Below are 26,279 nucleotides of genomic sequence, written 5' to 3'. Positions count from 1 at the left end.
CCGCGTGGGGAATAAAGATACTACAGGCGCAAGCCTGTAGAGGGAGGAGATATTTTGGATTACGATATTAAGGATATGGCGCTGGCTAAAAAAGGCGCATTGAGGATTGAATGGGCAAGAAACAATATGCCGGTTTTGGCTCTAGTTAAGAAACGTTTTGCCAAAGAAAAACCGCTTGATGGGATTAAGCTGGCCTGTTGTTTGCATGTTACTACTGAAACAGGGGTGTTGATGGAAGTTTTAAAATCCGCTGGGGCCGAAGTTTCTTTGTGCGCTTCAAATCCACTTTCCACACAGGATGACGTGGCAGCCTCTTTGGTAAAGGACTTGAAAATCTCGTGTTTTGCTATTAAAGGCGAGGATACAAAAACATATTACAATCATCTCCAGGAAGTATTGAAAGTCAAACCGCAGATTACTATGGACGATGGCGCGGATTTAGTCGGCACCATTCATCAGCGTGACAGATCAGTCCACAATAATATTATTGGTGGTACTGAGGAAACTACAACGGGTGTTATCCGTTTGAGGGCATTGGCAGATCAGAAAAAATTAAGATATCCGATTATTGCCGTAAACGACGCCCAGACTAAGCATCTTTTTGATAATCGCTATGGTACGGGTCAGTCAACTATAGACGGAGTTATCCGTGCCACCAATAAATTAATCGCCGGCTCCACAGTTGTGGTTTCTGGCTATGGTTGGTGCGGTAAGGGAGTAGCTATGCGCGCAAAAGGATTAGGCGCCAAGACTGTGGTTACTGAAGTTGATCCTTTGCGCGGCATAGAAGCTTGTATGGATGGATTTGAGGTCATGCCGATTAAAGATGCCGCTAAACTAGGCGATGTGTTTATTACCGTTACTGGTGACATAAATGTTATCCGCAAAGAACATTTTGCAATTATGAAAGATGGTGCAATCGTTGCTAATTCCGGGCACTTCAATGTAGAGTTAGATATTCCGGGATTAGAATCTTTAAGTAAATCCAAGCGCACGATTCGTGATTTTACCGATGAGTATACGTTAAAAGACGGTAGAAGAGTTTATCTTTTAGGAGAAGGCCGTCTGATTAATTTGGCTGCTGCCGAGGGGCACCCGGCGCAGGTTATGGATATGTCTTTTGCCAACCAGGCTTTAGGTGCTGAATATATGCTGAAGAATTATAAGAAATTAGAAAATCAGGTCTATAAAGTCCCAGAAGATATTGATAAAAATATCGCGCTTTTGAAATTAGAAAGTATGGGCGTAAAAATAGACAAATTAACTGCCGAGCAAAAGAAATATTTAGCAAGTTGGGAAGCTGGAACTTAAAAAGGAGAGGATAGTATGAGAAAGAACCCAATAAGGGCTTTTTTTGCGTGTTTAATTCTTACTCTTTGTTTTTGTCTCCAATCTGCCTTAGCTGGCGGTGTGTTTAAAGAAAAGATTCAAAATAAGCTTAATTCCAGTAATAACCAGCCTATTTTGCAATATGATTACAATAATGAGCAAGAAGGTAAGAAAGATTCTTATAAGCATGATAGGGATCAGCAACTTGGTAAAAAAGAAATAGTAGACGATAGATCCCGCAAGGTTGAAGTTGATATAGTTTCATCTTCTGAAGTTAACCAAGTGGCTTATTCGCCAAAACCGCAGGAATCTCTTTTCCCGGTTGCCGCAGGTTACATTGTTTATCGAACTGAATATAATACCGAATTAGAGGATAATGTTGTTTCTATAAGCGGAAATGTCCTTTTTGATGTTTTTAAACCCGGATGGACCAGAATTCCAGTCTGCTCTACAAGTGTGGGCCTTATTGAGGTAAAACTTAACCGCTCTCCGTCATTAGTGATAAATCAGGACGGTAAATATTATTGTATGGTGAATAAGCCCGGAAGATACAGCCTGGATATGGAGTTTTTGGTTAAGGCCGCCCGGGAAAGAGAAAATGGCCCGGGGAGTTTTGAATTTGAGGTAATACCCGCTCCTATTTCACAGTTTGAAATGCGAATGCCTGAAGAAGACTTGGATATTTTTGTTGAACCTTCAATTAGATTAGAGATTAAGAAAGAAAATAAGCAGACCGTAGCCTGGGCAGTTATGCCTAATACAAACAAAGTTTCAGTGCGTTGGGCAAAGGCATTGCCTAAGGAAACTATCGCGCCGGTAAAATTAGAGCCTAAAATATACGCGGATACAGCTACTTACGCTAGTATCGGCGAAGGTTTGGTGCGCGCTCAGACCAAAATAAAATATTCAATACTACAGTCAGAAGTTTCAAGTTTTAGGCTTGCGCTACCCGACGATGTGGGTGTTTTGGATGTGCAGGGAAAAGACTTACGCGATTGGAAAGTTTCTAAAGAGCAGGGCGTGCAATATGCGGATGTGTATCTAAATTTCGGAGTTAAGGGTAGTTATAACCTGAATATCATATATGAAAGAAATATCGGCATAGGTTCAACTGTGGCCTCTATGCCCTGGGTTAAGGTAGTAGGCGCAGAAAGGGAAACTGGATTCTTTGGCGTTGCCGCTTCTACTAATGTGGAGCTAGCGGTAAATAAGGCGGATAACGTTACCAGTATCGATGTGAAGGAACTTCCCTCTGATATTTGGTCTAGTTCCAATAGCCCAATATTACTGGCTTTTAAATATTTGAATCATCCGGTAAATATTGCTATTGATGTAACCAAACATGAGGAGCTGCCGGTTTTAGTTACGGCGATTGATTCTGTGGATTATATGACCCTTTATACCGACGAGGGAAAAGTTTTAACTAAGGCAGTGTTTCAGATCAGGAATAATGTTAAGCAGTTTATCCACTTGAATCTGCCTAAGAACGCAGTTCTTTGGAGCGCCTTTGTCTCCGGAAGGCCCGCAAAGCCAGCTAAGGATAAAAATGGCGATATACTAGTTCCGCTTGAGAAATCGCAGTTAAGCGGCGATAGCCTTACGCAGTTTCCTGTAGAAATAGTTTATCTTGATTCTGCAAGTAAAGTTGGTTTCTTTGGGAATTTTAAATTGCATCTTCCCAAAACAGATATACCCATAAGCAGTCTTTTCTGGTCGCTGTATCTTCCTAAAGACTACCGTTATTTTGCTTTTGGCGGAGATGTGAAATTAGAGCGAAACCAGGCGCAAGGGTACATAATGCATAAATCACAAAGATCAGGGTCTTATGCAGTTGGTTCTAACTTTGTTTCACAGCAGATGGTGCAGGATGAACAGTTCCAGGAAGAGTTGCAGCAGGCGCAAGTCAAAGGGGCGCTTCCAATTAGAATAGATGTCCCGCAGCTTGGGCGTTCGTACCGTTTCTCTAAATTACTTATTACTGAAAAAGAAAGCCCTTATGTCTCAGCCTATTTTATGTATGGATTTTATACCTTATTAAATTGGGTTAAGCTTTTTATAGTGCTTGGCGGATTAGCATTTATTATTAGAAAGATAGCCAATAGGAAAAAACAAAAGGCAGGTTAAGAGTTTATGAAGCGTATTGCGGTTTTGACTACTGGAGGAGACGCTCCGGGGATGAACGCGGCTGTAAGAGCGGTGGTGCGCTCGGCATTAGCCAGAAAAGTTGAAGTCATGGGCGTGTATCGCGGATACCAAGGACTTATTGACGAAGATATAAAGCCGCTTAATCACCGTTCCGTGTCAGGTATTATTAATCAGGGCGGGACAATCTTAAAAACCGCGCGTTGCCCGGAGTTTAAAACCGAGGACGGCAAGAAACAGGCCCTTGAAACTTTAAAGAGAAATAATATTGAGGGGATGATCGTTATCGGCGGCAACGGCAGTTTTTCGGCCGCGCATGAATTTTACCTGCAATATCAATTTCCTTGCGTGGGGATACCTGCTTCCATAGATAATGATGTTAATGGCATAGATGTTACTATTGGGTCAGACACCGCCATTAATACCGCGCTTGACGCCATTGATAAGGTGCGTGATACCGCCACTTCCATGGAGAGGATTTTTGTGATTGAGGTTATGGGAAGGGAATGCGGTTATATGGCGCTTCAGGTAGCTTTAGCCGGGGGATGCGAAGACGTGATTATCCCAGAGAAAAAATGTGATTTTTCGGATCTTTGCCATAGTATCGTGGGTGGCAATATCCGTGGCAAGATAAGTTGGATCATTGTTCTTGCTGAGGGAGCAGCTAAGGCAGAAGAGGTAGCGCGCAATATTAGAGAAAGAACAAGCCTTGAAACCCGTTCGGTAGTTTTGGGGCATGTCCAGCGTGGGGGTAAGCCTACAGCTTTTAGTCGGACTTTGGCGCTTAATCTGGGGCAGTTGGCCGTAGAATCACTTTTGTCTGGAGAAGCAGATATCGCTGTAGGTTTAAGGTACGGAGAACTTATTACTATTGATTTTGAAGATGCAGTTAAGAAAAAAGAATGGGATGTAGAGAAGTTATACCGGTTACTTAAGACCGTAAGTTAATAAGGAGGAAACACCTAATGGGAAGAAGGCCGCTTGATATTGAAAACATCGCCATGGACTTAATTATGAATGACGATGTGACAGTGAAAAAGATTTTAGCTAAGAAAATAGTGGATATCGCCTATAAAAAAGGAGTGTATCCTTCAAGTATCCATGAGTTATATATGGCTATGGGTAAAGGCGAAGTCAAAGGTTTTACTGTCCCGGCGATAAATTTGCGCAGTATGACCTATGATCTGGCGCGCGCGTTATTCAGAGTTGCCAAGAGAAATAACGCCGGGGCGTTTATTTTTGAGATTGCCAAATCTGAAATGGGCTATACCAATCAGATACCCGCGGAATTCTCGGCGGTAATTTTAGCTGCGGCGGTAAAAGAAGATTACACCGGCCCGGTGTTTATTCAGGCTGACCACACCCAGGTAAATTTAAAGAAATTCCAGGAAAACCCGGATAAGGAATTAGACGCCTTAAAGGCGCTTATTCAGGATGCCATTGACGCAGGGTTTTACAATATAGATATAGATTCCTCTACATTGGTGGATCTGTCCAAAGAGGACCTGAAGAAGCAGCAATTTAATAATTATGAAGTTTGCGCGAAATTGACCCAATTTATTCGTCAAATACAACCCAGAGGGGTTGAGGTTTCTGTGGGCGGAGAGATTGGAGAGGTGGGGCATAAGAATTCTACTCCTGAAGATTTTCACGCTTTTATGCAGGGGTTCACCCAGCGCCTAAGAAAAGGAAGAGCCGGGATTAGCAAGATAAGCATCCAAACCGGGACTTCTCACGGAGGGGTAGTGCTTCCCGACGGAAGAGTAGCGGAAGTAAAGCTTGATTTTGAAGCATTAAGAGTTATTTCTGAGATCGCGCGCAAGGATTATGGATTAGCAGGAGCGGTGCAGCACGGGGCATCTACTCTTCCTGACGAAGCATTCCATAAATTCCCTGAAGTTACAACAGCCGAAGTGCATTTGGCCACCGGTTTTCAGAACATGATGTTTGACAGCGCGCATTTTCCCATGGAATTGAAGAATAAGATTTACGAATGGCTTAAGGTAAATGCCGCCAACGAAAGAAAAGAAGGCGAAAGCGATGATCAGTTTTTCTATAAGGCGCGTAAAAAAGCCCTGGGGCCGTTTAAGAAGCAGATTATGGGGCTACCAAAAGAAACCCGCGATAAGATCACTTCCGACATTGAAGCCAAATTTGAATTTTTATTCAAACAGCTTAATGTGGGAAATACCAAGCCCGAGGTAGATAAATATATAACCTTAAAAAGGGTCATTGTGCGCAAAGCCAAAGAAGATTCGCAGGTGGTGCATGATGGAGAAGGCGCGGACTAGAAAGCGAAAAGCGAAAAGCGAAAAGCGAAAAACAGAAGCGAAAAGCGTAAAATGTAAAACTATAGCGCAAAATTTAAAATTTTTGAATTTTAAATTATAGTCTTACACTTTTCGTTTTACGCTTTACGCTAACTTGTGACTTGGAGGTAAAATATGAGGTCGGATAAGATTAAGAAAGGCATTGAGAGGATACCGCATCGCGCGCTATTACACGCGACAGGTTTATCTAGAAGGGATTTTGATAAACCCTTTATAGGGGTGGCTACTTCTTTTACTGACCTTATCCCGGGGCACGTGGGCATGCGCGATTTAGAACGCTATATTGAAAGAGGGGTTTGTTACGCCGGGGCGGTCCCATTCTTCTTCGGTGTTCCCGGAATTTGCGACGGAATTGCCATGGGGCATTTGGGGATGTGTTATCCTTTGGCATCGCGTGAGATCATCGCGGACACAATTGAAACTGTTTGTAACGCGCATCAGTTAGACGGAATTGTCTGTTTGACTAATTGCGATAAAATCACTCCCGGAATGATTATGGGGGTATCGCGCTTGAATATCCCGGCGATTATTGTTACCGCGGGCCCCATGCTTTCTGGAAGATTAAATCAGAAAAAGTTAGCTTTTGTGCATGATACTTATGAGGCAATAGCCAAAGCCAAGAACGGCCGGATCTTAAGCCGCGAATTAGCATGTTTGGAAGAAGAGGCTTGCCCCGGAGCTGGTTCCTGCCAAGGGTTATATACCGCCAATACTATGGCATGCTTAACTGAAACTTTAGGGATGTCTCTTCCGGGCTGCGGGACCGCTTTAGCGGTTTCTGCCAAAAAAAGAAGGATCGCCCAGGCAAGCGGAGAGCGGATCGTGGAATTAGTCAAGAAAGATATCAAGCCGCGGGACATTATTACTAAAGATTCTCTTGAGAACGCCATTGTCGTCGATATGGCTTTGGGCGGTTCGAGTAATACTATTTTGCATCTTATGGCCATTGCCCATGAAGCAGGGATAAAATTGGACTTAAAGACTTTTGATAAGATTGGAAAGACTGTACCGCATATTACTTTGCTTGAGCCCGCCGGAGAGCATTATATGGAGGATCTGGAATTTGCCGGAGGAATCCCGGCAGTAATGAAACGGCTAAAAAGCAAATTACATAATCTTACTACTGTAAGCGGAAGAAAAATTCATGATATTGCCGATCAGGCCTGTATTTCTAATGAAGATGTTATCCGCCCGCTGGACAGAGCTTATCATAAAGAAGGCGGCTTGGCGGTTTTATTCGGCAATTTAGCTCCTGACGGCTCAGTGGTCAAGCAGGCCGCGGTAAGCCCTAAAATGATGAAGTTCACAGGCCGCGCGCGGGTGTTTGAGCGCGAAGAATACGCGATGGAAGCGATTCTTGCTAATAAAATAAAATCCGCTGATGTGGTTGTTATCCGCTATGAGGGCCCATCAGGCGGCCCGGGCATGCGCGAGATGTTAGCCCCTACATCAGCGATTGTGGGATTAGGGCTGTCGGATTCAGTGGCGCTTATTACCGACGGAAGATTCTCCGGAGGCACCAAAGGCCCTTGCATAGGCCACGTTTCTCCGGAAGCCGCCAAGGGCGGGCCCATTGCAATTTTGAAAAATGGCGATATAATTGATATTGATATTGCCGCAAGGCGTATCAATGTCCGCCTGACAAATAAGGAAATAGATAAGAGATTAAAGAAGCTTAAGATTCTAGAACCAAAAATCAAGACCGGATATTTATCAAGGTATTCTAGGTTGGTCAGTTCCGCGGATAAAGGAGCAATATTACAATAACTAAATGTTAATAATCAATAACCAAATTTCCTGCCTACCGGCAGGCAGGCAAATATCAAACAATATCCAATAATCAATAACCAATGGACCAAACAGGTTTGGGTATTGGTAATTGGTGTTTGATGATTATTTGGTTATTGTAATTTGGTGTTTGGTTATTGATTAGAGGTGGATTATGACGGGTGCTCAAATACTTATTGAATCTTTAAAACGTGAAGGGGTAGAGGTGCTGTTTGGCTACCCCGGGGGGCAGGTTTTGCCTATTTTTGACAAGCTTTATGATTCGGATTTAAAGCTTATTTTAGTGCGTCATGAACAGGCAGCTGCTCACGCTGCCGACGGGTATTCCCGCGCTACTGGGAAAGTGGGGGTGTGCTTGGCTACCTCCGGACCGGGAGCGACTAATCTGACCACAGGAATTGCCACAGCTTATATGGATTCAATTCCCATGGTGGCGATCACAGGGCAGGTAAAAAGTTTCCTGATCGGAAACGACGCCTTCCAGGAAGCGGATGTTACCGGTATTACCCGTCCGATCACCAAGCATAATTATTTAGTTAAAGATGTTAAAGATCTAGCGCGCATTGTGCGCGAGGCTTTTTATGTGGCCTCAACTGGCCGTCCGGGCCCGGTGTTAATTGATATCCCCTCTGATGTGCAGATGCAGGATACGGAATTTATCTTTCCGCAAGAGGTACAGATAAGAAGTTACAAGCCGACCTATTTTGGGCATCCGGGCCAGATCAAAAAAGCAGCTAAAATAATTTCCGAAGCCAGGAAGCCGCTTCTTTATATAGGCGGCGGGGTCATTACAAGCGCTTCCAGTGAAGTGCTTCTTAGGTTTGCCAATAAGATCCAGGCCCCTGTAACTTGGACGCTGATGGGTATCGGGGCTTTTCCGTCGGATCACGAATTATCTTTAGGGATGTTGGGGATGCATGGCACAGCTTACGCCAATCACGCGATCATGGAAGCGGATGTGATTATCGCGGTGGGAGCCCGTTTTGATGACCGGGTGACCGGCAGGCTCGATGCCTTTGCGCCCAACGCTAAAATCGTGCATATTGATATTGACCCTTCTTCAATAAGCAAGAACGTGGCAGTGCACATCCCGATTGTGGGAGATGCCAAGAATATTTTAGGAGCGCTTCTTGAAGAAATCAAGAAAGCCCCCGATACAAAAGAGTGGTTGAAAATAGTGGACACCTATAAGAAAAAACATCCCTTAATATATAAGGATGAAGGCAAAATCAAGCCGCAATATGTTATAGAGCAGATTGATAAGATTACTAAGGGCGAGGCGATTATTACTACTGAAGTCGGGCAGAATCAAATGTGGGCGGCGCAGTGGTATAAATATAATAATCCGCGCACCTTTATTTCTTCCGGAGGCTTGGGGACAATGGGATTCGGGCTTCCAGCAGCCATGGGAGCAAAAGTAGCTTTCCCGGACAGAGAAGTTTTTGATGTGGCAGGGGATGGGTCTATTCAGATGAATATACAGGAATTGGCAACTTGCGTGGCCAATAAGATCCACGTGAAAGTCGCTATCCTTAATAACGGTTATTTAGGTATGGTCAGGCAATGGCAGGAACTTTTTTATAAAAGGCGCTATTCGCATGTGGGCATCACCAGCCCTGACTTTGTGAAATTGGCCGATAGTTATGGCGCGCTGGGGATAAGGGTCACCGAGAAAAAAGATGTAACAGCCGCAATCGAAAAGGCGATTAATACAGAAAATACCGTCTTGATAGATTTTCGTATTGAGCCGGAAGAGAATGTGTTTCCTATGGTGCCGGCAGGAGAAGCATTAAATAGAATGATTGAGGGTTTAGCATGAGGCATACGATTACGGTATCAGTGGAAAATAAATTTGGGGTCTTGGCGCGGATTTCCGGATTATTCAGCGCCAGAGGTTATAATATTTCATCTTTGGCTGTTTCCGAGACCTTGGATCCGGAGATTTCATGCATGACTATTGTCGTGGATGCCAAAGACGAGAAGATACTTGAGCAGATTAAAAAACAGCTGAATAAACTCATTGATGTTATTTCCATCACTGATTTTACCAAAAGGGAGCACGTGGAAAGAGAGCTTATTTTAGCTAAGGTAAATCATAGCCTTAAAGATAAGGCAAAATTAGATAATATTGTCAACAGCTACGTGGCAAAGATAGTTTTTTCAAAGAACAAAACCGCTATTATTGAAGCGGTAGGGGAACAGGACAATATAAAAAAGCTTCTGGAGGAATTAAGAAGATTTACCGTCGTGGAATTGATTCGCACCGGAAAAATCGCTATGGCGAAAGGAGACACGCAAGATGATTAAGGTTTATTACGAGAAAGACGCAAATTTGGATTTATTAAAAAATAAAAAAGTCGCGATTATCGGATATGGCATACAGGGAAGAGGACAGTCTTTGTGTTTGCGTGATTCAGGGGTAAGCGTGGTTGTGTCAGAAACCTCCGGCACGCCTAACTACGAGCAAGCCAAAAAAGATGGGTTTGATCCGGTAAGTGCCGCGGAAGCAGCCAAGCAGGCGGATATTATCCAGATATTAACCCAAGACCACGTGCAGGCAAAAGTTTACAAAGAATCTATTGAGCCGAATTTAAAAGCCGGCAAGGCGCTTTGTTTTTCGCACGGGTTTAATATTCATTTTAAACAAATAGTCCCGCCTAAGGATGTGGATGTCTTTATGGTTGCTCCCAAAGGCCCGGGAGCTTTGGTAAGAAAAATGTATGAAGAGGACAAGGGGGTGCCGTCGTTGGTAGCAGTTTATCAGAACGCAACCGGCAAGGCGCTTGACCTGGCTTTAGCCTATGCCAAGGCGCTTAAGGCCACAAAAGCAGGGGTTATCCAGACGGATTTCAAAGAAGAAACAGAAACTGACCTATTTGGAGAGCAAGCGGTTTTATGCGGCGGGGCAAGCGAATTGATCATGGCCGGGTTTGATACTTTGGTTGCCGCAGGCTATCAACCGGAAATCGCTTATTTTGAAGTATTGCATGAGTTAAAACTTATTACGGACTTAATTCAGGAAAGAGGGATTTCCGGGATGCGCCGTGGCGTTTCTAATACCGCCTGTTACGGAGATTTAACCCGCGGCACAAGAGTTATTACCAAAGAAACGCGCAAGGAAATGGAAAAAATATTAAAAGAAATCCAGTCTGGGGAATTTGCCAAGGAATGGATCAAGGAAAATGAACAAGGCCGCCCCAATTTCAATAAGCTTATTGCCGCAGGGGATAATCACTTGATAGAGAAGGTGGGTAAGCAGCTGCGTGAGATGATGCCCTGGATGAAGAAAGCGTAAAACGTAAAGCGAAAAACGTAAAACTAAAAACTTTGAATTTTGAATTATGGTTTTACGCTTTACGCTTTAAATTTTAAGTTAAATATTATGGATAACCTAATTATATTTGATACTACACTTCGCGACGGGGAGCAGGCGCCGGGGGCAAGCCTTAACCCTGCTGAAAAGATGGAAATCGCCCATGCTTTAGCCAGTATGGGCGTTGATGTTATTGAGGCCGGTTTCCCTATCTCCAGCCCCGGAGATTTGCAGTCTGTTAAAAAAATTGCCAAAGAGATTAAGGGGCCGGTTGTCTGCGCTTTGGCGCGGGCAATAAAAGCTGATATTGACGCGGCCGCTTGCGGGATCAAGCCGGCTAAACGCGGGCGAATCCATGTATTTTTGGCGACTTCCAAGATCCACATGCAGTATAAATTGAAGAAAGCCGAAGATCAGATTTTGCGCTTGGCAGTAGAAAGCGTAAAATACGCTAAGAAGTTTTGCCCGGATGTGGAATTTTCTCCGGAAGACGCCTCAAGAAGCGAGCGCGCATTTATCTTTAAGGTATTGGAAGCGGTAATCAATGCCGGAGCAACAACGGTAAATATCCCGGATACCGTAGGTTACACCCAGCCTGAAGAATACGGTGATTTGATCCGCAGTATCAAGAACAATGTCCCGAATATTAATAAGGCGATTATCTCAACGCACTGCCATAACGATCTGGGTATGGCGGTAGCAAATTCCCTGGAAGCAATTAAAAGCGGAGCGCGCCAGGTTGAGTGCACTATAAACGGTATTGGCGAGCGCGCGGGCAATGCTTCTATGGAAGAGATCGTAATGAATATCAAAACCCGCCAGGATATATTTAAGGATGTTAAAACTAATATCGCCTGTAATCAGATATATAGAGTATCGCGATTGGTGAGTAAACTTACAGGATTTGTAGTTGCTCCGAATAAAGCAATTGTGGGAGGAAATGCCTTTCGCCATGAATCCGGTATTCATCAAGACGGGGTATTGAAAGAGCGCTCTACCTATGAAATTATTTTGCCTGAGGATGTGGGGTTTACCGGAACAGGAATAGTTTTGGGCAAACATTCCGGAAGGCATGCCTTGGCAGAGCGCCTGAAAGACCTGGGGGTGTCTCTAAGCCAAGAGCAGTTGGAGAAAGTAAACTTTCGCTTCAAGGAATTAGCCGATAAAAAGAAAAATATCTTTGATGATGATTTGGTTTCTCTTGTGGAAGATGAAATAAAGTCCATAAAGCCGGTATGGAAGCTTGTTGGTTTTCAAATTCATTCCGGCACCAAGATCGCGCCCAAAGCCGAAGTAACAATGATCTACAAAAATAAAAAATTAAGCGCTTCTTCCACAGGAGATGGCCCGGTAGATGCCTGCTTTAAGGCCATTGATAAAGCTACTGGCATTAAAGGTGAACTTCAGGATTACCGCATTGAAGCGGTCACTCAAGGAAAAGACGCGCTTGGCGAAGTAAGCTTGAAACTAAAAGCCAAGGGCAGGGTAGTTACTTCCAGAGGGGCAAGTACGGATATTATTGAATCTTCAGTAAGGGCATATATCAACGCATTGAATAAAATCGAGAGTCTATAAAATATTTATGCCTAAAATCTACGGGGTTTTGGGTTTTCCTGTCAAACACAGTTTTTCTCCGGCAATGCACAACGCCGCCTTCCAGAAGTTGCAAATTGACGCTGAATATAAGCTTTTTGAGAAAAATCCCGAAGAATTAGATAATTTTATTAAAACTTTAGCGGACAATAATATCCACGGCCTAAATATTACTGTCCCTTATAAAGAAAAAGTCATTGCCTATTTGACAAGTCTTTCTCCGGAAGCAGAATTTATCGGCGCGGTTAATACTATTAAGGCCGAAGCCGGTAAACTCACAGGTTTTAATACTGATGGCGAAGGGTTTATCAGGCATTTGACAAGTGACATGAGGTTTGACCCGCGTAATAAGAAAGTAGCCATGCTGGGCTGCGGAGGGGCAGCCAAGGCAGTTAGCGCGTATTTGGCTTTTGCCGGGATCCAAAGCTTAGCTGTGTATGATCTTGATTCTTCCAGATGCGAAACACTTCTATCGCGGCTAAGAAACAAATTTCCCAAGATTAAATTTTCCTGCGCTTCTTCGGTAGAAGAATTGAATATAAAACAGGCGCAGCTTTTGGTCAATGCCACCCCCGTAGGGATGAAACAAGATGATCCCTGCTTGGTTGCTTTGGAGATGATCTATCCGGAATTATACGTCTATGATCTAATTTATAATCCAGCCCAAACCAAACTTTTAGAATTGGCGCGCAAGAAAAAAGCTGCCGCTTTAAATGGTTTAGGCATGCTTCTTTATCAGGGGGCAAAGTCCTTTGAGATATTTACCGGCAAAATCGCCCCCATTGATGTAATGCGCGATGCTTTAAATAACGCTATAGCGAAAGGTTAAAAATGTTAGAAAAGATATTTGTTTTTCTTTTTGGCTCGATTGTGGGCAGTTTCTTAAACGTCTGCATCCATAGGATGCCCTTGGAAGAATCGGTAGTTTTTCCGGCTTCGCATTGCCCTTCCTGCAAAAAACCGCTTTCTTGGTATGATAATATTCCTTTTATAAGTTATATATTTTTGTTGGGGAAGTGCCGTTATTGCAAGAAGCCGATTTCCCCGCGCTATATACTGGTTGAGCTTTTAACCGCGCTTGTGTTTCTTTTATGTTTTAACCTTTATGGTTTAAGTTTCAGTTTCTTTTATTATCTTACCTTTATCTGCGGGTTAATTGTGGGCACATTCGTGGATATCAAACACAGGATTATTCCGGATGAAATCTCCATCGGAGGGATAGTCTTGGGGCTTGTTTTTAACATTATAAGAGGCTTAAGCTTAAAACCTTTCTCGTGGAATTGGCATCCAGCAGTTTACTCGCTTTCGGGGATTATTATTGGCGGGGGAGTAATTTATTTGACCGGTTGGATATTTGATCTTATCTATTTTAAATTGCTTAAAAAACCCGCGATTAATGGAGAAACTGAATCCATGGGCGGAGGAGACGTAAAGCTCTTGGCGATGATCGGAGCTTTCTTAGGCTGGGAAAGAGCGCTTATGACATTTTTCTTGGCTCCCTTTGCCGGGATCATCTTTGGGGTAGTAAATATGATCGTGAAAAAAGACCACACTCTGCCTTATGGGCCATTTTTGGCATTGGCGGCTTTGGCGTCGCTATTTTTTTATGGCAATATTTTAAACATGGTAATTTGCTACTAATATGACAGATAAAAAACTCGCAGAAGAAAATCCGCTTTTAAATACCATATCCGCTTCTAAGTGGCAGAAGATTGGAACAGGAAAAAGAGCAGGGGTGGCGCTGCCTTTATTTTCCCTGTATTCACGCGATAGCGTTGGCGTAGGAGATTTCGCGGATTTAAAAAAGTTTGTGGACTGGTGCGCCAAGACCGGTAATTCTATTTTGCAGCTATTGCCGCTTAATGAAATGGGCTGGGTTAATTGCCCCTATGATGCTTTGAGTTCTTTTGCTATTGAGCCTTTGTATATATCATTTTCTTTATTGCCTGCAGGGCAGATCAAGCATGTGAAACAGGATATAGAAAAAATCCGCGCGGAATTTCCTTTGCCTGCGAAGAACCTGGATTACCGGATCAAACAAAGGAAAATGGAATTATTCTGGAAGATATTTTCTTTAAGCGGCACTTGCGATGATAAGGCTTTAATAAGATTCCGGCATGAGAACAGCTATTGGCTGGAGGACTTTGCTTTTTTTAAAGTGCTTAAGGCAACACAAGGCGGGCGCGCCTGGTATGATTGGGATTTGGATTTGGCAAGCCGTGACAAAAAAGCCCTTGAGCATGCACAGCGCAAGAATAAACAGGAAATAGATTTTCAGGTTTGGCTGCAGTATGTAGCTTTTAAACAGTTAAATGATGTTTTGAAACATGCCAATTCTAAGGGGGTTTTTCTGAAGGGGGACCTTCCGATTCTGGTGTCGCGGGACAGCGCGGATGTCTGGGCTAATCCGGGATTCTTTAAGCTTGAATTTGCATCAGGGGCCCCTCCTGATATGTATTGCTCTAGGGGTCAGCGTTGGGGCATGCCTACTTATAACTGGCAGAATATCGCTAAAGATGATTACAGGTACGCGCGCGAGAAGTTTAAATACGCTTCTAATTTCTATAATATCTTGCGCGTGGACCATGTGGTGGGGTTGTTTAGAATTTGGAGTATTCCTTATAGCGACCCAGAAGAGAATAAAGGCAGCCGCGGCGCGTTTGACCCAGTTGATGAAAATGTTTGGGGCAAACAGGGCCGGGATATTTTGTCAGTAATGCTTGATTCATCGGATATGCTTTTGTGCGCTGAGGATCTAGGGGTAATCCCTAAGGTTTGCACAGATACCCTGCGTGATATGGGCATACCGGGTAATGATGTGGCGCGCTGGGTCAAGGATTGGAGCAACCGGCATGATTTTTTGCCTGCTTATGAGTATCGTAAAACTTCTGTAACCATGCTCTCAACTCATGACACGACAAATTTCGCTGCCTGGTGGAAATATGAGGCAGGCACAATTGACGACGGGCTTTTTGCCTGTAAGTGTCAGGATAGAAGAATAGATTACGAGTTGACTAAAGATAAACTTTTTGATGCCGCGTTATCCTGCCATGGGCGTTTGCGTTGGAAAAATTCAATAGATAATATTGATACTTTGGTTTGGATCTTAGGCAAAAGAAAAGAAGAAGTCGGCGACTTTATTGAGATGTATCAGAATACTTATCAGGAAAAAGAAAAACTTTGGAAACTTCTAGGAATGACTGGTGTCATGCAAGAAGAAGCAAGTGATGAGCTAGTAGAAAAGGCGTTAAAGTTTAATTATGAAACTTCCGCAATATTTTCCATCCAATTGATCACGGATTTACTCTCTATGGGAGGCATTTTTAAAGGTGATCCTTACCAATACCGCATCAACTTTCCCGGAACTACCAATCAGACCAACTGGTCTTTGGTTCTTCCGCTTTCTTTGGAAGAATTAGCTAAGCATAAAGTAACGGATAAGATAAAGCAAGCCATCGCCGATTCTAATAGACTTGCATGATGGCGCAGTCTCTGCGAAGCCATACCATATTTTGTTAGTTAAATGGCGAAGCAGGACAGATTGTCACTAGCTCGGGTAGAGCTTAGTTAGCGTAAAGCTAAAAGCGAAAAACGCCTACCTGCCGGTAGGTCTGCCTACGGCAGACAGGCAGGCAAAACCACAATTTAAAATTCATTATTTGTAGACGCTTTAGCTAACCTCTAGTCTTCCAATAAATTACAAAACAATTAAGGGCAGGATAAAGGGCGGCCTCATTAAAATGAGCCGTCCTTTTTTTGTGACCTTGTGACTTTTTTGTAAGGCCCAGCTTTATAGGATAAGCTGGCCTACACTTTTTGTGTAAGATTCAGCAACCTCCTTCGTCTAATATGGATGAAAGGGGGTAGGTGCCGTGGAAATAAAAGAATTTGACAAGGAGGTCTCTTTATAATACAATTGTATATACAACAAGCGGCACGACAATTTTATGGAGGCAATCAGATGGAATGTAACAAAAAGTGCAAGATTAAAACGCATACGTGGCGTTTCATTCGAAGAAATAGTCAAAGCAAAGTTTTTAGATGTCCTGCAACATCCAAGCAGGAACAATCAAGGGATTTTGATATATGAACATAATGGGTATGTTTGGGCGGCGCCATTTGTTGCTGACGCAGAAGGTATTTTCTTAAAAACATTATATCCGTGTCGTAAATACAAGAAAATTTATAAGAAAGAGGTGATTATATGAGAAAGATAAAATTAACCAAAGAGGAGCAATGGATTGAAGATCATTTTGAAGAGTTTGTGCCTGCGGGTAAAGAGGAATACGATAGAATCGCGCGGATGCTTGAAGCCAGAAAGAAAGACGCGGTGTTGAATATCCGGGTGAATAGCTATGATCTGGAACATATTAAGCAAAAAGCAAGGCAATTGGGCGTTAAATACCAAACTTTTATTTCCGAAATCCTGCATCAGGTGGCGCAAGGGGTAAGATAAGCAAATAAGCAAATAAAGGGACGGTTCTATTAAAAATAACCGTCCTTTTTATTTTTGTAAGATTTAACAATCTCCCTCGTCTAATAAGGTAGATACCTTGTGCTTATCGGAATTGCCTGCCTGCCGGCAGGCAGGCGCAAATGTGCCCTTTCTGGGCAGGGAGGTGGCAAAAGCTGAAATAGATGAACTGGTCACAATTTGTGACCGGTCGAAAATTATAATTGAGATTTTGATTTGACAGCGATATAATAAATATGATGAAAAGAGAAATCTTATCTAGTTTACTTGTTCCAGCTGTTAGCATAATTCTTATCTGGGTTATTTTGCATATAGCTTCCAAGACTAAATCCGGTGGGGAATATCTGACCGAAGCTACTGCAAGAGCCGGCCGTAGAAAAAGTCCGTGGAATTTGATTTTAATACCGTTTACTGTGTTGGGTGTATGGTTTAGTTGGGTTTTTCAATTCAAAATACTATGGAATATTCATATCCTGATATTCCCGGAACATGCCGGTAAGTTTTCGCAATTCTGGAGAGGGAAGATGTCCGCCGAAAGCTTTATTTCAAGTTTTCTTCTTATGGTGCCTCTTATTTTTTCTTCTCTGGCGTTGGGGATGATAGTAGCAAATCTTTTGGCTTGGTGTATCCCGCCAGCCAGAAAAGTATTTAATAAGGAAGCCCAAGGCACCAAGGAAGTTTCATTTCGTGAATCCATGAAGGCGCTTGCTAAGATGGCTGCTTATACTGTGCCAATATGTTTTGGATTAGGTTTAATAGGGGCCTTTACCTTAAAATCATTCAAGTAAGAAAAGGCAAGGCCGACAGAAAATAACTATGAACAAAGAAAAATTTAAACAGTTGGTTAATTTTATAGCTTTTCTGGTAATGATGTTTGTTATTTTCGTAGGCATAATAGCCTCAATTTGTTTTTTAGCATTTATATTCGGGCCAAAACCAAGCCGTTTTATAATTTTTTGCGCAGTCCTGCCATTAACTGGAACAATGCTTTATATTTTTACATTTTTAGGTATGGGTGTTGGAATGCTTCTTTGGAAGCCTTTTTTAACTGTTGAGCAGGCCAAGGAATATTTCTTTGAGCCTGTAACACCAGAAAGCGAAATCCCGCAGTTGTTAAATTCCTTATTTATTAAACCTTATTATAAATTATCTTTCCTGATTTTTCCCAAAGTGAAAGAAGAATTTAAGCGAAAACATGGCGTTGAGGTTAGTTAATAGTTTGTAGACGCTTTAGCTAAATAGATATTGTTGTTTTGTTCCGGCACCCGCGCTTAACTTGTATTGCGCGGGTGTTAGCCTTTTTGGCAAAATTTAAGATTGAGATTTTGACTGGATTGGGGTATAATATAAACAAATGGAGGGCATATGAAGAGAAAGCAGTCAGAGGCGACAAAGCGCAAGATCAGTTTAGCGCAAAGAGGAAAGAGTAATTCCATGTACGGAAAGCGCCACAAGAAATCTTCCCTGGCTAAAATATCACAAGCTACTAAAGGCAAAAATAACCCCATGTACGGAAAGCACCATTCCGCCGAAACAAAAAGAAAAATAAGTTTAGCTGCCATACGCCGCAGTAGATAAAGAGGCAAAAAGCGTAAAGCTAAAAGCGTAAAACTAAAAACCATAATTCAAAATTAAAAATTTTTAATTTTGCACTGTAGTTTTTAGCTTTACGCTTTAATTTTTTAGCTAAGAAATATGTTTGGTTTTTTAATTTGAGGCTGTATAATTAAACGCTATGTCAATTATTAAGGGCGAAGAGTTTTATGTTTCCAAGCGTATCGGAAAGGCAATTACCGACTATGATATGCTTCAGGAAGGCGATAAGGTTGCGGTTGCTGTTTCTGGCGGTAAAGACAGCTTGACGCTTCTTCGGGTTTTAAACGACAGAAGGACCTTTGTCCCTATCAAATATTCCCTGGTAGCTATCCATATTGACATGGGTTATCCCAAATCATCGGCAAAACAACTGGAAAAGCACTTCCAGAAAATGGGGGTAGAGTATCATATAGAAAAAACCGATGAGTTAAGAAAGATGAAGAAAAAGGATATTACCTGTTTTTGGTGCGCCTGGAACAGGCGCAAGGCGCTTTTTAAATGTTCGGACAGGTTGGGTTGTAATAAGGTGGCATTAGGGCATCATTTTGACGATATTATCCAGACTACGCTTTTAAATCTTTTCTTTCAAGGCGAGATTTCCGCGATGAATCCCAAACAGGAATTATTCCACGGGAAAATCCAGATTATCCGCCCCTTGGCCTATGTGGAGGAAAGGTTGATAGAGAGGTTTGTAAAATCCGAGAAACTTAAAACCTATGATTGCACATGTCCTAATTACCACATCTCAAATCGCACCAGAATTTCCCGCATCATACAAGAGTTGGAAAAAGTCTGCCCCGATGTGAAGAAAAACATCTTCAGAAGTATTAAGCGCGTGAAAAAGGATTACTTGCTTTAGCGGGTAAATGGTATAATAAATAAAGCAAAAAGGTAAAAGTAGTAAATAACCAATAACCAAATGTTAAATAACCAAATAATAATCAAACACCAATGTCCAATAACCAAAATAAAAAGATAAAAAAGATGGCGGAAATCGGGAATAGAGAATAATGATAACTAATTTAGTGTTAATTATTGTTGGTATATTTATCGCCTGCCTGTTATTTTTTCTTATCCGCAAGATCAATCAGAAGCTTTCTGAAGTTACAGGCGCGGTGGATGAGGCCAGGAAATTCTTTACCCAGTCGCTTGGAAATACCACCACAGTGTTTAGCGGGGTGTATGAAAAGCTGGGTAAGCTGGAAGAAACCAACCGCCAGATCGTTGAGATAAGCCGGGATATATCTGCCTTGCAGCAGCTTTTAAGAGCGCCTAAATTCCGCGGGCAATTAGGCGAACGGATGCTGGAAAATCTTTTAGCTGAAGTTTTGCCTAAACAATATTTCGCGCTTCAATATCGTTTTAAAACCGGCGACGCGGTGGACGCGGTAATCAAGCTTGCCGGAAAAGTGCTTTCTATTGACGCCAAGTTCAGCTTAGAGAATTTTCAGCGCTTGCAGGAAGCAGTTGATGAAGACGCCAAGAATTCTTTTCGTAAGCGTTTTACACAGGATGTGAAGAATCGCATTGACGAAATCTCCTCTAAGTACATTCTTCCTGATGAGGGTACTTATGATTTTGCTTTTATGTATATTCCGGCGGAAAATGTCTACTATGAAATCATTGTCAACCAGGACATGCTGGGTATTTTTACTGCCAAGAAGATCATTCCGGTATCACCGAATACCTTTTACGCTTATCTAGAGATTATTTGTATGGGTTTAAAAGGGCTTCAGATAGAAGAAAATGCCAAGGCAATACTCAAAGGGTTAAGCGCGCTTGGCGTTCAGATGAATAAATTTCAGGAGGATTTTACTACTTTAGGCGCGCATATTAATAACACCCGCGGTAAATTTGAAGAAAGCTTTAAACATCTGGAGAAAATTACCCAGCAGCTGGAAAAGATACAGGAAAAACAATCTTGATGCCCTGCGTGTTTAATCTTCCAGGTTTAATTTGCGCTACAAGCAGTAAGCCTTATAATATGTCTTTGGCCCACGGGGACACAACAAGCTCTTTGCAGAATCGGAAAGATTTCTTAAGTTTTTTGGGTATAGATTACAAGAAGCTTGCCTGCGGGGTTCAGGCGCATTCTGCTATGGTAAGAAAAGTAGTCTTAGCAGATGCTGGAAGGGGCGCGTTGTCGCCTGATAGCGCTTTTGATAAAACTGATGCCTTTATTACTAATGCCGCAGGCTTGCCCATGGCAGTATTTACCGCGGATTGCTTAGCAGTTTTTATCTATGACAAAAAGAATCATGCCGCGGGAATAGTGCATGCCGGATGGCGCGGGACAAAAAAACAGATATGTTTAAAAACTCTGGAATATATGCGCAAAGAGTTTTCTACTTCTCCAGAGAACGTGTATTGCGGGTTCGGCCCCCGCATAAAGAGTTGTTGCTATGAAGTGGGAGAAGAATTCAAAGATTTCTTTCCCGAAGATGTAACTTTTAAAGGCGGTAAATATTATTTCGATTTGGGAAATGCCAATAAAAGGCAGATAGTTTCTTGGGGGGTCGATCCAAGAAACATTGAGGATAAACAAGAGTGTAACTTTTGCAATAATAATAAATATTTTTCTTATCGTAAAGAAGGCGTTTCTTGCGGCAGGATGATGTCAGCGCTTATGCTTAAATGATACCTTACTATACTTTAGATTTTATTCTTCACACGTATACCGCGACAAACCTTCAGGCGGTAAAAAGTGCCCTTGTGGAATTCGCGCAGGCTATTCAAGTAGCTCAAATAGAAGAGAATGGTTTATCGCGGACTGATCAGTATAAGATCAGCATGACTGTGGAAGAGCCGACGATCATCTTTGACATCTGCGCGCAATTCGGGAAAATAAAATCCATGAAGATAGAGGAAAAGGCTTCTAATTAGTATAAGAGCTTCCGGATGCCTTGAAGATAAGTTTATTTCGTGGTATGATTCTAATATAGGGGACAATAATGTATATCGTAGTTTTAGTCACAGCTTCCAGCAAAGAGGAAGCAGTAAAAATATCAAACGGCCTTCTGGAAAATAAATTGGCCGCCTGCGTGAATATTTTGCAGGGGGTAAGTTCATTTTTCTGGTGGGAAAAAAAGATTGATCAGGCAAATGAGTGCTTGATGATAATTAAGTCTAAGAAATCACTTTTGAATAAGATCATTAAAAAGGTAAAATCTCTACATAGTTACCAAGTTCCGGAAATTATAGCCCTTCCTATAATCGGCGGAATAAAAAGCTACCTTAAATGGATTGATGAATCTGTCCGGCGGAATTCTTGATTATTTAATTGCTTTCTTGGGGGGCGTTCTTTTAAGCTTGACTCCTTGCGTGTATCCGCTTTTGCCGGTTAGCTTAAGTTATATCGGTATAAGCTGTGCCGGCTCAAAACTAAAAGGGTTCCTTTTAGGATTAGCCTATAGTTCGGGGTTAGCTTTTACCTATATGCTGCTTGGGATCTTGGCCTCTTTGACTGGAAAAGTCTTTGGCACTGTTTCAAGCCACCCAGTTACCCAGATCATCATCGGCTTAATCGTTATTTTATTTGGTGCGGCAATGTTTGACTTGGTGAATCTACCTTTTTTAAATATTACCAAGTCAGTAAAACCTAAGGGATGCGGCTATTCAGGGGTTTTTGTTTTAGGGATAACTTCTGCTTTGGTGATCACCCCTTGTGTCAGCCCCGTATTAGGCTCGATATTGCTTTTGTTGGCGGCAAAACAAAATGTTTTCTACGGCGCAAGTCTTCTTTTAAGCTTTGCCTATGGCCTGGGGATGATATTTATTCTTGCCGGATTTTTAGGAAGCGTGATTTTATCAATGCCTAAATCCGGAAAGTGGATGTTTTATGCAAAACGCGCGGCAGCGTTGATTTTATTAATCATGGGGGCAGTTATTATTTTTTCAGGGATAAGGGGGCTTTAATGAGAATTAAGAAATTAACCGTAAGTTTGGTTGCGTTATTTGTTTTATTGTCCGGGGTTTGTTTTGCCCAGGATTTTAAGCTTAAGGATCTAAAAGGGCAAGAGGTTACCTTAACTAGCTTTAAGAATCAAAAGCCGGTGCTTCTTCTTTTTTGGACCACCTGGTGCCCGTATTGCCGTCAGGCGCTTCTGGATGTTAATGGCAAATATCCGGAAACTTCAAAGGGCGGGCTTGAGATCTTGGCGATTAATATCGGGGAATCACGGGAAAAAGTTGAGAAATTCGTGCAATTGCGTGATTTGAAATATCCGGTTCTTTTGGATCAACAGCAAACAGTGGTAGGTTCTTTTATGGTTTATGGGATTCCCGCTTATATTATAATTGATAAAGAAGGAAACATTGCCGCCCGGGATAACCGTTACCCGGATGAGCAAATAAAGAAAATCCTTGGGGTAAAATAGCGCATAAATAACAGCAAATAGGAGGCCAGCGTGGAAGAAAGAAAATTTTCTAAAAAGCAAGCTTTGAAGTTTGGCTGGGAAACTGTAACCGGCAATATTGGTTTCTTTATTGGCTTAAGCCTTGTAGTGTTTGTGGTGGTTTATGTGCCGGCATTCGTCAGCAGCGTCACCGAGAAAACATACCCGGTTATTTCTTTTATTTTCAGCCTTATTTCCAACATTTTGAGCATGATCGTAGGCATGGGATTCATAAAGATAGCGCTTAAATTTTATGACAAGCAGAAAGCTGATTTTGACGATTTATTTTCCTGCGCCAAGCAGTTCTTCCCCTATCTATTAAGCGCCATTCTTATGACTTTAGCGGTAATAGGCGGTATCATTGTTTTGATTGTGCCGGGAATTATCCTTGGGTTACAGCTGCAGTTTTTCGCATATTTTATAGTAGATAAGAAAACCGGCCCCATGCAGGCTTTAAAAGAGAGTTCCCGGATAACTCGCGGGCAGAAATGGCAGCTTTTCTTATTCGCCTTGCTAACAGTTCTTGTAAACATCGCCGGATTATTGTGCCTGGTGGTAGGGCTTTTAGTGACTATTCCGCTTACTTCTTTAGCCTACGCCTATATTTATCGTAAATTGGAACAAGGAGAAGTTGCTCATGTTTGATAAAATGAAACAGATGATGGATTTGCAAAAGAAAGTTCAGGAACTTAAGAAGCAGCTGGAGCAGGCAACCTTTGAAGTTTCAAGCTCTGACGGCGTTTTTAAAGTGGTTATGAATGCCGCGCAGGAAATTAAAGATGTGATTTTAGCTGATTCCTATAGTAAGGTGGACAAGGGTAAATTAGAACAGGCGATAAAGGATACATACAACCGCGCGATCAAGCGCGCGCAGGAAATAGCCGCCAGCAAGATGAAGGATATAAGCGGGCTAGCCCTGCCGGGATTTTAGAATATGCTTCCGGAAAAGATCAGGGGATTGCTTAAGCAAAAAGAATTTATAAGCGTTGCAACCTCAAGCCTTAAGGGCAAGCCCAACGCCGCCCCGAAATTTATACTTAAGTGTGAGGGGAATTTTATTTATCTTATTGATTATACTATTGGGACTACTTGGGAGAATCTGAAGGTAAATCCTCTGATATCGCTTTCCTTTATGGATACTGAAACACTTTTGGGCTATCAGTTAAACGGCAAGGCGCATATCTTAGAAAACGGCCATGAGTATGAGAAGATATTTCATGAGCTTTCCCAAAAGCAGGTAAGCCTCTCTGCTAGCCGTATTATTGAAGGAATTTCCAAGGGCAAGAAACACTCTAGCTTTGAGCTTGCCATACCAGAAAAATTTGTGGTTTTAAGAATAGAGGTTAAAGAGCTTGTGGAAATAAAGCCAAGCGGAGGCTTGCAAAGGGAGCAGATGTGAAGAATATTAAAGGTTTAGCAACCGGAATAGGAAGCCTCCCCTATAAAGACCCGCAAGAAGCCCTGGATTTAGTTTTTCAATACGCCCCTCAAATACCTTTTTGGCCGCAGCTTCCTAAGAAAGACGCGCGTGAAGGCATGACCGCGCAGTTTATTGAAGGCCTGCCCTGCATTAAGACCAGTGCTGAAGGGGTAATTTTCTCTCCGGAAAATAAAGAAAAAGAGTTAGAAGTATTTTACGAGAAGATAATAAGTAAACAGATGGCATATTTTGCCATTTCCGAAGCCTATGCCAGCGGGTTATATGCCTTTAGAAAGCGCCTGAAGAAAACAGATCTAAGCGGGGTTTCTTTCTTAAAGTGCCATGTTACCGGGCCGTTTACTATGGCCGCCAGCATCAAAGATGAAAAAGGCGTCATACTTCTACATGATCAGGTTTTTATGCAGGCGATTACCCAAGGCCTTTTAATGAAGGCATTGTGGCAGGCGCAATTCCTTGAGGAATTCGGCAAGCCGGTTATTTTATTCATTGATGAGCCTTATCTGGCCTGTTTTGGTTCAGCTTATTCCGCGCTGGGGCGGGAAAGCGTGGTAGCAACACTATCCGAATTTTGCGATTGTTTAGCCCAGGCGGGGATATTGCCGGGGGTGCATTGCTGCGGCAATACCGATTGGTCCATATTTACTCAAATCAACAGCCTGAAAATCATAAATTTTGACGCTTTCGGCTTCTTGGATAAGCTTATTTTGTATAGCCCGGAAATAGAAAATTTTTTAAAGCAGGAGAGGATCCTTTGTTGGGGCATTGTGCCGGCTCAAGGGTATAGCTCTGATATGAAGGCTTCTTTCTTGGCAGAGAAGATCAATAAAGGCATAGAGGCCTTTTTCAGGAAAGGCTTAGACAAACAAGCGCTTTTAGAAAACCTTCTTATCTCCCCAAGCTGCGGTTTAGGGACTTTGTCTGCACAAGATGCTTCAGGGGTTTTGAAGCTTCTTTCTGAAGTTTCCGGCCTGATAAGGCCAAATTAAAAATAGTTGACAAAGGCTTTAGGAGAAGGTATATTGATACTCTCGTTTTCCAAATTATCCATTAAGGAGTTTATTGTAAAATGAAAGAGATCAGGATCCATGCCCGTGCCGGGCAGGGGGCAATTACTACCGCGGCCTTGTTAGGGGATGCCTACTTTTTAAAGGGGATGTATCCTTACGCTTTTCCGCATTTTGGCGCGGCCAGAATGGGCGCTCCTATGAACGCCTTTGTCAGGGTTGATGCTAAACCTGTGCGCCTGCGCAGCCAAATATATGAGCCGGATTACCTTTTAATCATGGATGCCACGCTTTTAAGAGGTTTTAATTGTTTCGCAGGCTTAAAAGATAGTGGCATTGCTATAATTAACCAAAAAGAAGGCGTGGAGATCCCTAAGCTTAATGCCCGCCAGAAGCTTTATGTGATCCCGGCCAATGACATTGCTTTAAAGACTATTGGACGGCCCTTAGGTAATACCGCTTTATTGGGGGCTTTTTGCGCGGCTACTGGTGAATTAGAGTTAGACGCGCTTTTGGAAGCAGTAAAACACCGTTTTTCCGGTAAGGCGCTTGAGGGCAATATTGAAGCGGTGAAACAGGGTTTTTCTTTCATTAAAAAATAGGAGTATGAATGTTTGGTCCGTTAATTTGTAAATCCGGCAAAAGCAGGGATAATAAGACCGGTTCCTGGAGGACAGAAGTAAAGCCCAAATTCTTACAAAAAGATTGTATTGGCTGTAAGATGTGTTTATTGATCTGTCCCGAAGGATGCATTACCGGCAGCGCCAAGAATACCTATAATTGCGATTTGTTGTATTGTAAAGGCTGCGGCAATTGCGCGGCAATTTGCCCTAAGAAAGATATCGTAATGATCAAAGAAGAGGCCAAGGAATAAG

The 26,279-nt window shown here is 42.4% G+C and carries 30 protein-coding genes; all 30 read left to right on the top strand.

Annotated elements, in window-relative coordinates; genetic code table 11:
• Positions 1-54: 54 nt before the first annotated feature.
• The 30 genes from MUF05_00605 to MUF05_00460 all read left to right on the top strand — a co-directional run bounded on the left by MUF05_00605 (position 55) and on the right by MUF05_00460 (position 26,278).
• Positions 55-1,311 carry an adenosylhomocysteinase gene (locus MUF05_00605; protein MCU0665589.1) on the top strand — a complete coding sequence of 419 codons (1,257 nt, stop codon included), beginning with the start codon at positions 55-57 and terminating at the stop codon, positions 1,309-1,311.
• Between the two features lie 15 nt (positions 1,312-1,326).
• Positions 1,327-3,453 carry a hypothetical protein gene (locus MUF05_00600; GenBank protein ID MCU0665588.1) on the top strand — a complete coding sequence of 709 codons (2,127 nt, stop codon included), beginning with the start codon at positions 1,327-1,329 and terminating at the stop codon, positions 3,451-3,453.
• Positions 3,454-3,459: 6 nt separating this feature from the next.
• Positions 3,460-4,419 (top strand): 6-phosphofructokinase, encoded by a 960-nt coding sequence (pfkA, locus tag MUF05_00595; GenBank protein MCU0665587.1) that lies wholly within the window; start codon positions 3,460-3,462, stop codon positions 4,417-4,419.
• A gap of 17 nt (positions 4,420-4,436) precedes the next feature.
• On the top strand, positions 4,437-5,762 hold the full coding sequence (locus MUF05_00590) for a class II fructose-bisphosphate aldolase (protein MCU0665586.1): 1,326 nt from the start codon (positions 4,437-4,439) through the stop codon (positions 5,760-5,762).
• Between the two features lie 153 nt (positions 5,763-5,915).
• A complete protein-coding gene (gene ilvD / locus MUF05_00585; protein ID MCU0665585.1) occupies positions 5,916-7,568 on the top strand; it encodes a dihydroxy-acid dehydratase in 1,653 nt (550 codons plus the stop codon).
• Positions 7,569-7,743: 175 nt separating this feature from the next.
• Positions 7,744-9,408 (top strand): biosynthetic-type acetolactate synthase large subunit, encoded by a 1,665-nt coding sequence (gene ilvB, locus MUF05_00580; GenBank protein ID MCU0665584.1) that lies wholly within the window; start codon positions 7,744-7,746, stop codon positions 9,406-9,408.
• Positions 9,405-9,896 carry an acetolactate synthase small subunit gene (ilvN, locus tag MUF05_00575; GenBank protein MCU0665583.1) on the top strand — a complete coding sequence of 164 codons (492 nt, stop codon included), beginning with the start codon at positions 9,405-9,407 and terminating at the stop codon, positions 9,894-9,896. Before ilvB ends, ilvN begins: the two co-directional genes overlap by 4 nt.
• Complete coding sequence (ilvC, locus tag MUF05_00570) at positions 9,889-10,884, top strand: ketol-acid reductoisomerase (protein ID MCU0665582.1); 996 nt, start codon at positions 9,889-9,891, stop codon at positions 10,882-10,884. The genes ilvN and ilvC overlap by 8 nt, the downstream gene beginning before the upstream one ends.
• Before the next feature lie 87 nt (positions 10,885-10,971).
• Positions 10,972-12,477, top strand: coding sequence for a 2-isopropylmalate synthase (locus tag MUF05_00565; protein ID MCU0665581.1), 1,506 nt, complete (start codon positions 10,972-10,974; stop codon positions 12,475-12,477).
• A gap of 7 nt (positions 12,478-12,484) precedes the next feature.
• Positions 12,485-13,324 carry a shikimate dehydrogenase gene (locus tag MUF05_00560; protein ID MCU0665580.1) on the top strand — a complete coding sequence of 280 codons (840 nt, stop codon included), beginning with the start codon at positions 12,485-12,487 and terminating at the stop codon, positions 13,322-13,324.
• A gap of 2 nt (positions 13,325-13,326) precedes the next feature.
• On the top strand, positions 13,327-14,136 hold the full coding sequence (locus MUF05_00555; GenBank protein MCU0665579.1) for a prepilin peptidase: 810 nt from the start codon (positions 13,327-13,329) through the stop codon (positions 14,134-14,136).
• Between the two features lies 1 nt (position 14,137).
• On the top strand, positions 14,138-15,976 hold the full coding sequence (gene malQ / locus MUF05_00550) for a 4-alpha-glucanotransferase (protein ID MCU0665578.1): 1,839 nt from the start codon (positions 14,138-14,140) through the stop codon (positions 15,974-15,976).
• A 466-nt stretch (positions 15,977-16,442) separates the two neighbouring features.
• Entirely contained in the window at positions 16,443-16,703 is a 261-nt protein-coding gene (locus tag MUF05_00545) for a toxin (protein ID MCU0665577.1), read from the top strand.
• Positions 16,700-16,951, top strand: a complete 252-nt coding sequence (locus MUF05_00540) for a hypothetical protein (GenBank protein ID MCU0665576.1) — start codon at positions 16,700-16,702, stop codon at positions 16,949-16,951. Before MUF05_00545 ends, MUF05_00540 begins: the two co-directional genes overlap by 4 nt.
• Positions 16,952-17,205: 254 nt before the next feature.
• Positions 17,206-17,757, top strand: a complete 552-nt coding sequence (locus MUF05_00535) for a hypothetical protein (GenBank protein ID MCU0665575.1) — start codon at positions 17,206-17,208, stop codon at positions 17,755-17,757.
• Between the two features lie 28 nt (positions 17,758-17,785).
• On the top strand, positions 17,786-18,184 hold the full coding sequence (locus MUF05_00530; GenBank protein MCU0665574.1) for a hypothetical protein: 399 nt from the start codon (positions 17,786-17,788) through the stop codon (positions 18,182-18,184).
• A gap of 150 nt (positions 18,185-18,334) precedes the next feature.
• Positions 18,335-18,547 (top strand): NUMOD3 domain-containing DNA-binding protein, encoded by a 213-nt coding sequence (locus MUF05_00525; protein ID MCU0665573.1) that lies wholly within the window; start codon positions 18,335-18,337, stop codon positions 18,545-18,547.
• Between the two features lie 157 nt (positions 18,548-18,704).
• Entirely contained in the window at positions 18,705-19,424 is a 720-nt protein-coding gene (locus tag MUF05_00520; protein ID MCU0665572.1) for a tRNA 2-thiocytidine(32) synthetase TtcA, read from the top strand.
• Positions 19,425-19,575: 151 nt separating this feature from the next.
• Positions 19,576-20,490 (top strand): DNA recombination protein RmuC, encoded by a 915-nt coding sequence (locus tag MUF05_00515; protein ID MCU0665571.1) that lies wholly within the window; start codon positions 19,576-19,578, stop codon positions 20,488-20,490.
• Positions 20,490-21,203: a peptidoglycan editing factor PgeF gene (gene pgeF / locus MUF05_00510; GenBank protein ID MCU0665570.1), complete on the top strand. Its 714-nt coding sequence runs from the start codon at positions 20,490-20,492 to the stop codon at positions 21,201-21,203. Before MUF05_00515 ends, pgeF begins: the two co-directional genes overlap by 1 nt.
• Positions 21,200-21,448, top strand: coding sequence for a hypothetical protein (locus tag MUF05_00505; GenBank protein MCU0665569.1), 249 nt, complete (start codon positions 21,200-21,202; stop codon positions 21,446-21,448). The genes pgeF and MUF05_00505 overlap by 4 nt, the downstream gene beginning before the upstream one ends.
• A gap of 68 nt (positions 21,449-21,516) precedes the next feature.
• Positions 21,517-21,837, top strand: a complete 321-nt coding sequence (locus MUF05_00500) for a divalent-cation tolerance protein CutA (GenBank protein MCU0665568.1) — start codon at positions 21,517-21,519, stop codon at positions 21,835-21,837.
• Positions 21,812-22,480 carry a sulfite exporter TauE/SafE family protein gene (locus MUF05_00495; GenBank protein ID MCU0665567.1) on the top strand — a complete coding sequence of 223 codons (669 nt, stop codon included), beginning with the start codon at positions 21,812-21,814 and terminating at the stop codon, positions 22,478-22,480. Before MUF05_00500 ends, MUF05_00495 begins: the two co-directional genes overlap by 26 nt.
• Positions 22,480-22,941, top strand: coding sequence for a TlpA family protein disulfide reductase (locus MUF05_00490; GenBank protein MCU0665566.1), 462 nt, complete (start codon positions 22,480-22,482; stop codon positions 22,939-22,941). The genes MUF05_00495 and MUF05_00490 overlap by 1 nt, the downstream gene beginning before the upstream one ends.
• Before the next feature lie 30 nt (positions 22,942-22,971).
• Positions 22,972-23,604 (top strand): DUF975 family protein, encoded by a 633-nt coding sequence (locus MUF05_00485; protein ID MCU0665565.1) that lies wholly within the window; start codon positions 22,972-22,974, stop codon positions 23,602-23,604.
• Positions 23,597-23,890 carry a YbaB/EbfC family nucleoid-associated protein gene (locus MUF05_00480; protein ID MCU0665564.1) on the top strand — a complete coding sequence of 98 codons (294 nt, stop codon included), beginning with the start codon at positions 23,597-23,599 and terminating at the stop codon, positions 23,888-23,890. The genes MUF05_00485 and MUF05_00480 overlap by 8 nt, the downstream gene beginning before the upstream one ends.
• A gap of 3 nt (positions 23,891-23,893) precedes the next feature.
• Positions 23,894-24,358 (top strand): pyridoxamine 5'-phosphate oxidase family protein, encoded by a 465-nt coding sequence (locus MUF05_00475; protein MCU0665563.1) that lies wholly within the window; start codon positions 23,894-23,896, stop codon positions 24,356-24,358.
• Positions 24,355-25,386, top strand: a complete 1,032-nt coding sequence (locus tag MUF05_00470; GenBank protein ID MCU0665562.1) for a hypothetical protein — start codon at positions 24,355-24,357, stop codon at positions 25,384-25,386. The genes MUF05_00475 and MUF05_00470 overlap by 4 nt, the downstream gene beginning before the upstream one ends.
• Before the next feature lie 80 nt (positions 25,387-25,466).
• Positions 25,467-26,006, top strand: coding sequence for a 2-oxoacid:acceptor oxidoreductase family protein (locus MUF05_00465; protein MCU0665561.1), 540 nt, complete (start codon positions 25,467-25,469; stop codon positions 26,004-26,006).
• Between the two features lie 8 nt (positions 26,007-26,014).
• Positions 26,015-26,278 (top strand): 4Fe-4S binding protein, encoded by a 264-nt coding sequence (locus MUF05_00460; GenBank protein MCU0665560.1) that lies wholly within the window; start codon positions 26,015-26,017, stop codon positions 26,276-26,278.
• The last annotated feature ends 1 nt before the right edge of the window (position 26,279 follow it).

The organism is Candidatus Omnitrophota bacterium, from assembly GCA_025453395.1.
Taxonomy (GTDB): Bacteria; Omnitrophota; Gorgyraeia; order Gygaellales; family Profunditerraquicolaceae; genus JAlOQK01.
Note: the sequence above shows the minus strand (reverse complement) of the source record. Positions and strands in the feature narration are given on the sequence as shown.